The 12,720-nt window shown below is 55.2% G+C and carries 7 protein-coding genes and 2 pseudogenes; 3 read left to right on the top strand and 6 right to left on the bottom strand.

Annotated elements, in window-relative coordinates:
* Positions 1 to 47: 47 nt before the first annotated feature.
* On the bottom strand, positions 48 to 389 hold the full coding sequence (locus INR99_RS16685) for a type II toxin-antitoxin system RelE/ParE family toxin (RefSeq protein WP_194117475.1): 342 nt from the start codon (positions 387 to 389) through the stop codon (positions 48 to 50).
* Positions 389 to 664, bottom strand: a complete 276-nt coding sequence (locus INR99_RS16680) for a type II toxin-antitoxin system Phd/YefM family antitoxin (RefSeq protein ID WP_194117474.1) — start codon at positions 662 to 664, stop codon at positions 389 to 391. The genes INR99_RS16685 and INR99_RS16680 overlap by 1 nt, the downstream gene beginning before the upstream one ends.
* A gap of 852 nt (positions 665 to 1,516) precedes the next feature.
* Between INR99_RS16680 and INR99_RS17960 the strand changes: the two are divergent.
* The 3 genes and pseudogenes from INR99_RS17960 to INR99_RS16660 form a co-directional block, all read left to right on the top strand.
* Positions 1,517 to 2,030 (top strand): annotated as a pseudogene (locus tag INR99_RS17960) (DDE-type integrase/transposase/recombinase); the annotation flags it as partial.
* A 294-nt stretch (positions 2,031 to 2,324) separates the two neighbouring features.
* Positions 2,325 to 2,594 (top strand): DUF262 domain-containing protein, encoded by a 270-nt coding sequence (locus tag INR99_RS16665; RefSeq protein WP_228098408.1) that lies wholly within the window; start codon positions 2,325 to 2,327, stop codon positions 2,592 to 2,594.
* Positions 2,595 to 3,277: 683 nt separating this feature from the next.
* Positions 3,278 to 8,152, top strand: a complete 4,875-nt coding sequence (locus INR99_RS16660; protein WP_194117471.1) for a sacsin N-terminal ATP-binding-like domain-containing protein — start codon at positions 3,278 to 3,280, stop codon at positions 8,150 to 8,152.
* Positions 8,153 to 8,545: 393 nt separating this feature from the next.
* Here the strand turns inward: INR99_RS16660 and INR99_RS16655 are convergent, their stop codons facing one another.
* From INR99_RS16655 to INR99_RS17600, 4 genes and pseudogenes are all read right to left on the bottom strand, one after another.
* Entirely contained in the window at positions 8,546 to 9,013 is a 468-nt protein-coding gene (locus tag INR99_RS16655; RefSeq protein WP_194117470.1) for a hypothetical protein, read from the bottom strand.
* Positions 9,014 to 9,218: 205 nt separating this feature from the next.
* On the bottom strand, positions 9,219 to 10,571 hold the full coding sequence (locus INR99_RS16650) for an IS5 family transposase (protein WP_228098407.1): 1,353 nt from the start codon (positions 10,569 to 10,571) through the stop codon (positions 9,219 to 9,221).
* 322 nt (positions 10,572 to 10,893) lie between these two features.
* Positions 10,894 to 12,552, bottom strand: a complete 1,659-nt coding sequence (locus INR99_RS16645) for a UvrD-helicase domain-containing protein (protein ID WP_194117469.1) — start codon at positions 12,550 to 12,552, stop codon at positions 10,894 to 10,896.
* Positions 12,553 to 12,592: 40 nt separating this feature from the next.
* Positions 12,593 to 12,720: pseudogene (locus INR99_RS17600) on the bottom strand (IS481 family transposase); the annotation flags it as partial.

Below are 12,720 nucleotides of genomic sequence, written 5' to 3'. Positions count from 1 at the left end.
ACTGCCCTCCCGAGCATATGAGCACTGGCGCGTGTTGCGGCTGCGGGTCATGCACCTAATAGGCGACGAGCGAGTACGGATTGCATGTCACGACGTCCGTCCGCAATCAGGTAAATAATGACTTGGTTCCCTATGACACGGTAGAGCACGCGGTAGGGTTTGAAGAAGGTCTGGCGGTATTCTTTGATTCCAAGGCCAACCAGTTCCTTTGGATAGCTGCCTCGTTCCGGGAATTTCGACAGACTATCCACAACGTCCAGCAACTCATCCAACACATAGTTGGCGTTGGCCACACAGTCGAACTCGGAGATGTAGTCGTGGATGGCCTCCAAGTCCTGCTCCGCACCCTCAGTGAGCAGGACCTCAAACTTGGCAGATGTGCCTGCCATCAGGGTGAGGCACGCTTGGCGCGGAGGCGTGCAACGACGTCAGGCACAGGCTTGACCTTGCCTGTGGCAACATCCTGATTGCCCAACGCGAGGATCTTTAGCAAGGCCAGTGTTGCTTGCGTCTCTTCGAACGAAGCGACGTCCTGCAGCACAGCCTTTGCTTCACCGTTTTGGGTGATGACCATCGGTTCGCGCTGCTCCGCGAGCTGAGTCAAAACCTCGGCTGCGTTGGCTTTAAGATAGCTGATCGGCTTGACTTGTGATGAGTAGCGCATGGCGGTGTTCCAGTCTTGAACAAGACTTAATATAGTCTTTTTGTGGTCTTCTTGCAATGTATGGCGAAGGCTTCTGGAGAGTGCGTCATCATTCAGCCATCACATCCGTACGCGCAGCAGCTGGCTTTTCTTGGCCGCCATAATAGATTTGTGAATCACATCGGGTTTCGTGGAGGCTCCCTCATTTAAGAGAATGGAGAGATGACAAAATCAACACAAAGAACAGGACCCACCGTGAATTTAATTGTTAAAATTCAACGACATATAATACACGCGCGCAACTTGCTCGCAACTTGCGCGCAACTTGCGCGCAACTGTGATTTGCCTATTCGCGCATTTAAAACACCAGCAAACACTAGGTTTAGACCAACCAGAACACACTTTGAAAACATAGAAAAAACGAGATATATCCATTAACAATCATGTACTTGGCACATGCTCGCAATATGCGCGCAATATGCGCGCATTGGCTTCCAAGCAAACAATTGCAAGACAACGGCAAGCTCAGCCAGCAGAACATACCCCCCCCCAGCGCGCGACCTACCCGAAAGCCCAAAAATTAAGCATCGGCCTCAAACGCAACAAAACCGCGACATCCAGCACAAGACAGCCCGACTTATGCACCGCGCCTGTGTAAAAGCAGCCATCCACCCCGCTGATACAAACGCCGCAAATTTCGCGAGTTATCCACAGTACCAAACCTCAAAACAGCGTATGCGCCGCGTTACTTCTTCAAAAAAATAGTTGAAGTAACGGGGGGAGGACAACGAAAAACACCAATAAACAACGATACAACGAAATAGATACAAGGTTAAAAATTAAGCAGAATCTTATCGACTTTGCGAGTAGTGACAACTGGAAGCGCGCATTGACCGACTGGAACAGGAGAAAGCCATTCTAAAAAAAGCTACCGCTCTCTTGATGGCCGACGAGATCAATCGTACGCGCTGGTAGACCAGTTAAGAGAGCATGAACCCGTCGAGCTGGTCTGCAGTACCTTTGGCATGGGCAGTCGCAGCCTGGTCTGAATGCTGGCTGGCGAAGGCCATCAGGCTGGCCGTTACAAAGTGCAGCGGCTGATGCGTGAAGCCGGACAGGCCAGCAAACAACCGGGACAACATCGTTATCGTATTCCGAAGTCCGAGCAGCCCGACTTTCCACCCTGCTGGATCGTCAATTCCAGCCGGAGCGCATGAATCAAATCTGGTGCGGTGACATGACCTACATTTGGACCGGCAATCGCTGGGCCGATCTGGCCGTGGTGCTGGATTTGTATGCACGTTGTGTGGAGGGCTGGGCCATGTCGGAACGACCGGATGCCGAACTGGTTTGCAAGTCGCTGGATCAGGCATGGCAACAGCACGGAGCTGCCGCTTGTTCAGGCACCATTCGACGTTGACATCCTCCCCCGCCTAAAGGCGGGGGATTCCTACGGCGCTCATCCCGGCATCGAGCCGGCATGAATCGCTTCGGTGGGTTCTTGGCCCGACGCCCCGACTTCGGGCGAAGTATCTGCGCAAGCTATCCAGAGTTCATTCGTCGAGGATGACAATTGAGTGCGATGTCAGCTGTGCGACATGTGGCATAATTTTCGCGGGGGAGGAGTCTCGGCTGCACACCTCACTGCTTGAGCCTGCGCTGCACTCTATTTGGAAAATGCATGAGTACTGGTGATCTTCAATTGCGCTCGGTCAGCGAGCTGATGAAAGAATCTTTCTTCATTCCCGCTTACCAGCGCGGGTACCGCTGGACCGCCAGACAAGTGACGGAGTTGCTCGACGATGTCGCCTCCTTCACTCTGCGGCCAAGACCCGTCCAAGGGGACTTCTACTGCCTTCAGCCAATCGTCGTGACACAGCGTGGCGACCAGTGGGAGCTTATCGATGGGCTGCAGCGACTGACAACGATCTTCCTACGACAGCTACACTAGCTGTAGCCGTCTTTGGCAATGACCAACCCTAATACGACCGTCTGCTGCAGATCGAAAGTGGAGACGTAATACTTGGGTGCTGAACTGCCGCTATGGCCGATGACCAAGCTTGGCTGCGGAATCTGGTCACTCGTGACCACTCATTCTGGCGTTCGTGCCCACTCCGCCGATGAGATATGACCATCGTGATGGTCTCACTGACAGCTGTTCGTCCTTTGCGGCCGTTCAGTCCCTCCGGCTTGAACGGCCGCAGTGGTGTACATAGATGACAGCGAAATCTCTACAAAACTGGGGGCGATTCATCTCTCCGCTCTCCGCGAAACTCCCGAAGTCCACAAGCCACAAACCTACTTTCTTTATAATCAGCTAGTAACGTGCGTACGATTTAAGCGGTTAGATTCAAGCATTGGTGACTAGACTACAAGTTCGAATCGCTGCCAAGCAAAACAGCCGCCATGCCAAACGGGGAGGTTATCCGATGAACTTGATTACCAACTAATCCCAATTGCTCACCCCGCTGACGTGGACGTTCGTGATCAGGTTCTGTTCGGCCAGAAGCGGTCCGTCTGAGGTGGATTTTCGAGGTTCATTCGCGCTTGTTTACATCTAGAAACCTCGGGATACTGCAAAAGTATCGTTGAATTTCCTATCCGTCACTCTCCTCCAAGGCCAAGGTGATTGCAGTGCTCGATGATCTACTCGCCTGTATTCGAACCGAGAACCTCAACGTCTATCGAGCCAGTCCCCAACGACTGCGCGAAGACGTCGGCCAAGAGTCGCAAATCGCTCAGGACTACCGTGGGCGCCTTATCTACGAACTTCTTCAAAACGCCGACGACGCCATATCGTCCAACGATCCTTCCAGTGCAGCTATCGCGTTTGTCCTTGAGGAAGACGCACTATGGGTTGCCAACTCAGGCAGGCCCCTTGATGAAGCAGATGTGAGAGGGCTCTGCGGGATCAGTGCTAGCAGTAAATCCGCAAAGAATCAAAAGCGCCGGGCATCCATCGGCCACAAAGGGATGGGGTTCAAATCTGTTCTGGAGATCTCAGATGCGCCGGAGGTGTACTCGACGACGATATGTTTCAGTTTCGGCCCTGGCAGAGCATTGGAAGCCGTCGAAGTCCTCGTTGCAGACAAAACCCTCACACCGGTCGCTCGCGCGCCCGTTACACGATTTCCTTGGCTCATTGAAGACATGCCTGAGCAATGGCTTGCCTTGCAAAGACAAGGGATGCATACAGCCTTCCGTTTTCCACTGCGAGCCAAGATGACCGCAGAGCAACGCGACGGACTCGCGCAGTCCCTGCTCGATTTGCCGGTGACGTCGCTAGTGTTCCTAAAGCACCTAAGTCGTGTTGAGGTGTCCATCCAACCCCGCCAACACTCGTTCGCTTGGACAGTACAGCGTAAGAGGGTCACCAGCACCAACGAACAGGACGTTTCTGCATTCACTGATGCGGGGACGTATCGCGTATCGCTGACTTCCGAACATGGGGCTGTGGAAACATTCCTCGTCGCACATAACCCCAACATCCCGATAGAGAACCATCGCGGCGGCTTAGATGAGTTTACTTGGGACGGCGTTGAGCTAACCGAGGTTTCCGTGGCGGCACGCATCCGGAACGGCAAACCTGTTACGCTCGATCCAACGTGGCAAAAACTTCACGTGTTCCTTCCCACTGGGGAACCTTGTCCCTACCACCTACTAGTGAGCGGAGCATTCGGCTCGAACCTATCCCGGCAAGAGATTCGCGTTGAAGCGGATGCAACGAACTACAACCGCCTCCTAATGCGAAAGGTTGCAGGCACGCTTCGTGACTTTCTGATTCCGCAGCTTTTGTCCAACGGGGCGTCAGTTGTCGATGTCCTGAGGCTTCTTGATAGAGGAACGCACGTTGGAGTTCCGTGTGGGACTGCGGCAGCACAGGCGCTGTTCGACGAGGTGCGTACTGCGCTGCACGACTTCGCATTCCTACCCCAGGAAGTGGGCGTACCGATAGCGATCGCCACATGCGTCGTGCCGCCAATCGTCGACGACCCCAATGTCGGAGAGGCGCTCAGAGCCCTCCTACCTGCGAACGCATCTACAGAGGACGGACATTTCCCCTCTGCAGCACTTTGCGGCTCCGAGGTTGCCCGAGTTCTCGTTGACCACGGAGCGTATGAGTTGAAGCCCGACCGGGCCGCGGCGGCTCTTGCCAATCCTGAGCCTTCGCGTTCTCAACTGGAAGTCGTTGGAAAACTATTTGTGGATCCGGTGCTTCATGTTCTGGAGAGGCTGTGGCTGGCGTTGGACGCCGACGGACGCGAGAGCCTTGCTGCAGCGGCCCGCCGAGAGCCTCTTTTTCCGGTTGGCATGGCAGACGACGGGACGGCTCACCGGGTTACAACATTAGGACTGACGTGTTTCTATCCCCCGCGATCGCTCCATGGAACGGTGCCACTGGACGGCCTTTGCTTCCTGATGCAGGAAATCTGCTGGGGGGATCTGACACCCAAGGAGCGCAATCAACAACTGGGGCAAGAGGTGGCCACTTGGCAGGCCCTCTTCGACGTGCAGGAATTCAAGTTCCCTGCCGTCATGCGTGCCAGCGTCCTGCCAGCCCTCGATCTAGAGAGAGACGCCCAAAGCCGCGGCGAGCGCGAGTCATTGCACTCCCTTGAACGCATTGCCGCCATTTGCCAGCTTGCCGGCCGAGCGCCAAATCCTGGTGCGCCGCTGCCCTACGAGCGCCTCGGAACGAATCGTGCCCTCTTCAACCTGAGTCGTTTGGACGTGCCCTGTCGTGGCGACGCGCCGGGTCAGTTCGTCTGGATACCTGCCTACCAAGCGTACCTTGGGAGTGACTGGGTCGCCGACAACTCAGTCGAGCGAATTCTCGCGACCGGTCGAGAGCTCTGCGTCGAAGGGTTGCCGTCAATCCACTTCCTCGCTGGGCCCGATGTGTTCGTGGGACTCCTGGCTAAGTATCGCCATCTCCAAGAGGCGCCACAGACAGATAGTTTCGACTCAGGCGCGGACGAGGTGGGTCTAGATGAGGATGAAGAAGCCGCGCTGGAAGGAGACGAGAGAAGCCGTTGGCTTAACTTCCTTCTGTGGCTTGGGGTCAATCAGGTGCTCCGCCCGGTCCATTTCCATGATGTAGAGGATCGCGCGTCTGGCTGGCTCAAGACGTCCGACTTAAAACGCCCGGAAGGCTGGATCTTCAAAAACGTGGACCATAGTATCTGGAGTGAGTACATGAGTCGGCTCAGGACTTCGCTCGCCGAAGAGGGGCAGACCGAGGGCACAACACCCTACTTCTACAGATTACACGATCTCGATCACCTCGTGACCCTCCTGAGGGCAGCCTCTGAGGACCGAACGACTAAGCTCGGCCAAGCGCTCTATGAGCACCTCGCACGGAATTGGCATTCATTGGAGCGGTTCTCAAGCGCACTTGTCGCGCAAGTGTCATCAGGTAGCGTTCCAGCAATGAGAACCAAGCCACAGCGAGCGAAAGACGAGGAACTTGTCGAGGCGGGCGTGGATTTCTGGATGGCGCGTCTTCAGGCGTCGCCTTTCTGTCCAACGGGGCATGGTCCTCGACACGCCAAGCAGGTCTGGTTGCCGACCCTCGAGGTCGAGCGGCGCTTCGGGCGTCGCGCCAGGACTGGGAGCTTTCTAGTTCCAGCTCTCGAGGTGGATCCAACAGTTCTCAAAGGCAAGGCGAAGGGATTCGCACAGGCGCTCGGCTTGCGCGAAGAATTGAGCCCTGCCACCTTTACTTTGGATGATGCACGAGTCCTACTCGAGCGCCTGCGTGATCTCTACGCCACGAGGTTCGAAGCGGGGGAGGACCTAAGGCTCGATCTCCGGGAGGTCATCCGACCGGCCTACCGAAACCTCTTCGAACTTCTCTCCGGCAGGGACCACTCAAATCGGGAGTTAGCCCCTGGTGCAGCTCCGCTCGCAAGCGCACCGCTCTTGGCTCATGATGGTCACAAGGCCTATCGCTTTGTCGATGACGGGCAACTCTTCTACATGGATCGTCGAGAAACCCGGGAGCACCTGCAATCGGACGTGACCATTTGGTCATTCGTCATGGAGTCGCTGCCTGTAGCGCGAACGTCGATCGCCCACCTCTTTGGTGTACCTATACTAGAAGACTCGCTCCGATGGGCCCCACGGCCCGGGGACAGTGCGTTGAGCGACGAAGATCTCGAACGTCTACGACAGGAGATTCGTCTTCTCGCACCCTATTTGCTCTCGCGAATTGCTACGGAACGATCAGACGAAAAGCTCGCAAGGCAAGATGCGCAACGTCTGCGTAATCTAGTTGACTGCCTAGATGCCGTGACAAATCTGGAACTCGATTGTGAGTTGGCAGGGAGAAAACTTGACCTTGGTAACGGTGGTCGAGACGCTTTCGTCGCATTGGAGTTGGGCAAGCCGACTCAGGCTTTTGTCGTTTGGGGAGAGCACTCATGGCCTCCAGAACCGCGTGAAGCAGAAGCGCTCGCTAACGCGCTGTGCGAAGTTTTTGGTGCCGGATATTTCGAGCCGTTCCTGGCCCTGATACAGGCCAGGACACCTGAAGATCGTGAGCGACTCCTCCGTCGCGCCGGCGCGCCTCTCGACGTTGAGGAGAGACGGACGTTGTTCCTGAGTAGTGGCGAGGAAGGAATGCCGCCGGATGTCGAACTTGGTCCGACCGTCGATCCCAAGACGACCCTGGCTACCGGCACACGCGAGCAACAGGCCGTGCTTCCCGATGGCACAAGCCAGCAAAAGCCCTCGGCCGATATACGCCGCGTGCCCTTATTTTCACCCGGTCAGCTGCTCATCGACGGTCAGCCCGTTCTGGTCGTAGGCGCGGGCACTCCGCAGCCCACATCAATCGGAAAGTCGACCGACACCGCAAGCCCCGGGGGAGGCCAGACCGGTTCCAAGAATGGCGGGTATGGGGGGCACACCGACCTCGTCGCACTCAACAAAGTCGGCATGTGGGTTACTCTGTCCTTCGAGCGGAACCGACTGCGTAAGGTCGGCCTTATCAACGCCGACATATTCGACCCTGCACGTAGCGAGCAACAGCCAGACGCGCTGGTATTCGACGTGTCATCACCGGACAAGATCGCCCGCGCGCGAGAACTGTCACAGCGCTTCGATGAGTCGATGCAGCACCTCAGCCAGAGGTTCGGCATTTCACAAGAGTGGCCTGGATTCGATGTGCTCACCCTCGACCCACGAGCTCCTGAGTATCTCGATCGCCTTATTGAACTCAAGTCTTCGGGGGTGAAGTCGCGGGTGCAGGAAATGAGTTGGAACGAGTGGAAGTCGGCCGGTTCAAGCGCGCTCAGATCTCGCTTCTACCTCTACCTGGTAGGCAATCTCCGCTCGGATCTAGAGGACACCCAGCCATTCGTTCGAACGATTCGAAACCCCTTCGAACAACTCGCGGCTGAGGTTCGGGTTGGCCACTCGGTTAGCCGCAAGGTGCAGCTTTCCGTTGACCTCTTCAAGGAGGCCGAGCATCTCATGCTCTCCGTTTGTGCCGGTTCATCGTCGTGACTCATGCGAAGCTGGCCTCAGCTTGGATCCCATTGCCAGCTCCATTGAATCGCCCCGGTTTTGCAGAGACTGCGTAGTCAGCTTTGTGTGCGACTACGGTCATTCAACTGAGTGGGGTAAAACGACTGCAATGGCCGAATTGCAGACAAAAAGCTGCCTGGCAGGTCACCAGCGGCCTGCACACAAGTCATCAGCGATATGATCACGAGTGATCAGAATGGGTGTTCATGTCCGCCAGAATCCGCACTTGGCAGGCTGCTGCTCGGCCAGAGCTGACATTCATCTTCAAGGCATCAATGTCGATTTGTAGTTACATTCCAAACAATAACGTCCGAATTCACCCACTCGCAGGCTTTCGCGAAGCTCCGGTGGAATGATGGGTTCAGCAACACTTTATGCATACCAATACATGGAGGAAAGTTCTGGAAGCAAGGTGGAGCGACGGCCCGTGTTGAAGATGACAATATCGTCGCTTACGGTTTGAGTTCCAGCTTTGGATCGTGAGTTATAGACGGGCTGATGCGCAAAGATTATCAATGACTCCACCTTCTCTATTATTGAATTCTCAGGCGCCGGATACTCTTCGTCGTGTTCGATTTCGTTCCATGCTTGAAACGGTTTACTAATTGCCGCAGCGTAAACCTGCACTGGATCTGGTTCATGCTCTATCCATTTGTGCTCGCCCAACCTTTTGGAAGGTGTGCGGAAGGTCTTTCCGATGTAGAGGGGAACGCTCTTTCCATAGATACCGTGTGTACCACAAATCATGTAGAGAACTAGGTTCGGGTCACTAAGCGCCTCTGCGTCTTCAAATGAGTACGGACCATACCAGTGAACATTGAAGTATTGGGGTTGGAACATGAAATCACCTCAACTCGTGAATCAGTACGTGGTGTTGCCAAACGATTTAGCTAACCGGCCCGCGACGGCATTACGCCAGCGGACCAGAATGAAATGAGGCCCGACGGTGGCAGGCCGTTGCGGGTCCGGTTGAGCGCACGCTTAGACAACAAGCCGAGTATATGTGAGCAAGCACTTACATAGTCGGCCCTGAACAATTCGATTTTCACATGGCCCCGATCGCAAACTGCGGTTGACGGGCTCCTCTGCCGATCAACCGCCGGTAACACACCAGCCAGATCAGGGCGCAAAGAAGCCGCAGCTTCTTCAGAATCAGCCGCAGGTTGTGGCCACAACCGCACAACAGGGCGTGGAAGGCATCGCCTTCCGCGCCTTTTAGCCAGTTCCGCCGTAGTCGCCCGTCGTTCTTCATGTGCCCGATCACCGGCTCAATGGCGCTGCGCCGCTTGATGTCCCGTTTCAATCTGCTGGTAATGCCTCGCTTCAGATTCCGGTGGTAGACCTTGATGTCATCGGGAGCCGTGTGGCCGCGATAGCCCAGATCGACGAACACTTCTTTCGGGCAGTGATCCGTCAGGATTTCCAGCTGTTCCAGTGCTTCGTGCAGCGTATGCCCGTCATACGGGTTGCCAGGCAGACTGCGCATGCCGATCACCAGCCCTTCCTGGTGGGTGGTCGCCACCGAGACTTTGACGCCAAACTCGTAAGGCTGGCGCGCCTTGCCTTTGCTGATGCATTCCACCTCGGGTGCATGCAGGCTGTACAGCTTGTTCTTGTCCTTCTTCTGCTGCGTGAGCAAACGCTCGACCTTGTGCAGCAGCTCGTGGCTTTTGTCCTGCAGTTCGGCAGGAATGCGTGCCACCTGACGCGAGACGTCGCGCCAGACCCGGCCAACCAGGGTTTTCAGTTTCTTCAGGCTACTGCGCATGCGCTTGAACTGTCTGGCATGTGCATAGCGGCCAATCTGACCGGCCAGTTTCGGGGCTTCGCGGTTGTAGTTCTGCCGCAGCGTCAACCCGGCTTCTGCCGCCAGCTTCACCAGCTGCTCACGTCCACGGTTGAGCAAACGGCTGTCGGTCGGATGCGCGATCGCTTTTTCCTGGACGGTGCTGTCGACAATTACCTTGTCGAAACTCTGCCGCTTGACCACGCCCGTCGATTCGGCAGCACGGATGGTTTGTGTGAGCAGCCATTCCAACCCTTCTTCGCCAATGCGTTTGCGCCAGCGGGTCAGCGAACTGGGATCAATCGGCGGCTGATGCTGAAACCAGGTTTCGCCGCAGAACAGTTGCCAGTAGGGATTCTCCACCCAGCCCCAGACCACGTCGTCATCTGACAAACCAAAGGTGTGCTGCAGATACAGCAGGCCGGCAATCAAACGCGGAGGCAGCGCCGGTCGGCCACGCTGAGAGGGAAACAGGCCAGCCCATTCCCGCTCGAACACGCTCCAGTCGATGTGTTCCGCCAGTTGCACCAGCGGATGGCGGAGGTTGACCAGCTCATCCAGACGTTGGCGAAACAGATCATTGGGCTTCGGAGTCAGCGGTTTGGGGCCCATGCGGGTCTCGAAAATGTGCAAGGAAACGCGTCGATTTTAATGAAAACTTGCAAATTCATGGGTGCGAATGGCATGTTTCGTCATTGAAATCATGGCGCTATGTATTATTCAGACCCGACTGATTACTCGTGATCATATCGCTAATGACTTGTGCGCAGGCTGCTGGTGACCTGACCGAGACCCGACTGATTACTCGTGATCATATCGCTAATGACTTGTGCGCAGGCTGCTGGTGACCTGACCGACAGCTTTTTGTCTAATAAATGTCGGGTTATTCAATGCACCCAACCGGACGCCTTTCTTGGGACGGCGAATATCCCGGCTAAAGCAGAAGCATGCTTTTCGCTCGAGACATGGCAATATATCGTTCGCGCTGCTCTAAAACCGTTCGATTACGATTACTGTGCCATGCTTGTGGCGGCATGATGACTACCGGCCACTCCATCGCTTTTGACTGCAACACCGAGGTAATCCGCATACCCTCCTTGACCATTTGGCCGCGCTCGTAAATCAGATCAAGGTCAGCAATGAAGTCGTTGCCGCCCATTTCTAGTAGCCGATCTGTTAGCTCATTGAGTAACAGTTCAGAACCGAGACGTTCAGCCTGCGTCACTGCCTGATCACGAACATATGTATGAATACCCCAGCGCACGATGATGCTTTGTAGCGACTCACGATTAAGCTGGCATTCAATCGACAAAATCGCGCGTAACTGGGCAATCGATGTTGCAGCCTTTTTCATATTGAACGTGGTTTCGTACTCAGCGTTTTCCTGCTGGATTACTAGACCCGCTTCAATTTCCTCGCGCTGATACACCGGTACACCGATCGCCGGCAGCTTGAGCAGTTCAAGCGCAGCCATCACATCATCCGCCCATATCTTTTTTGTGCTTCTAACCCAACCGGACATTAGCACCACTCCGCGCATCAGTAGAACCTCAAGGCGTTGCCCGTACCGAGGCATTCCAGCCCCCTGTCGCACCGGCATGCCTGCCAGTAGCAAATCACGCATGACAGGCATCGCATGCGGATTGCTAGGCACAACAATCACCGTGCTGTTCGGCCAAGCATTATGCTTCACAAAGCGAGGCTGCAGCTTCGCAAGCTGCTTAGCCAGCGACTCATCCGCATCAAGATGCACCACCGCGCCGTCCGGGCCGGCTACATCCAGCTCGATATGCTGTCTCTCTGCTTTGGACAATTGCGCAAACACTTCGCGACCGATTTTCGATCCGAAGCGATAGCTTCTAGTTAATGTCTCTCTCAATGCTCCTGCATCCAACATGCGTTGCAGCGCATTAAACGGAGCAATGCCCCGGAACTCATAAATGTCCTGCGCTGGATCGCCAGCCGCCACATACGAAACACCGAATTTTTTTAGCAGTGACAGCATCTGAAAGTGGCTGGCTTTGGTGTCGTGAAACTCATCGATCAGCAGAACGTCCACACCTTCGGATTTGAGCCATCGGCGGAGCGCCTCAGGCTCTCTGCACAAATCGTAGGCTGGATCAGCCCAGCTCATGTATCGGCTATCACGCCGCAGATTTTCAAACAGGGAAAATAGGCTAAAGGCAAAAGGCGGTAAGCCAAGAGCAGCCAACGCATCAGCAATGGCTTCAAGATCAAACTCGTCTAACCCCTCGTCCGATTCAATTTTATTGAACGGCTCAGCTTCAAACGCCAAACTAACCTTAATGTTATTAATTAGGTCAAGATATTTAAGAAGCGAATCATGCGTTCTCGAAAGCGGATCCAATTCGCTGTACTCGTCCAATACGATCCGCTCATTCAGGCTATCCACAGCCAACCGCATTAGCTCCAGACCCATCGCGGCATCGCCGATATTTGCGCTCACCCGCCCAATTTCCCAAGACTTTGCGATCGAATGCTCGCGCAAGACTGAGAGGCACAGTGAATCAAGACTGATACAATTTCGGTCAGCTCCTGCGCCCATCCTATCCAACATCAAGTTGTAGCGCACCACTCCACGTCTTGAGAACGCCATGGGTAGGACCACCAAACTAGCTGTCCAGTCCCGCTCGATTGATTACACGCTTTTTGAATAACTCGGGCCTTTGCTTCTGCCAATGCTTCATCGCTTGAAGGGGGGATTGGTGCTGTAGCGCCCGCTGTGGCAAATGCTGGTTAT

Source organism: Chitinilyticum piscinae (assembly GCF_015223195.1).
Lineage (GTDB): Bacteria > Pseudomonadota > Gammaproteobacteria > Burkholderiales > Chitinibacteraceae > Chitinilyticum > Chitinilyticum piscinae.
Note: the sequence above shows the minus strand (reverse complement) of the source record. Positions and strands in the feature narration are given on the sequence as shown.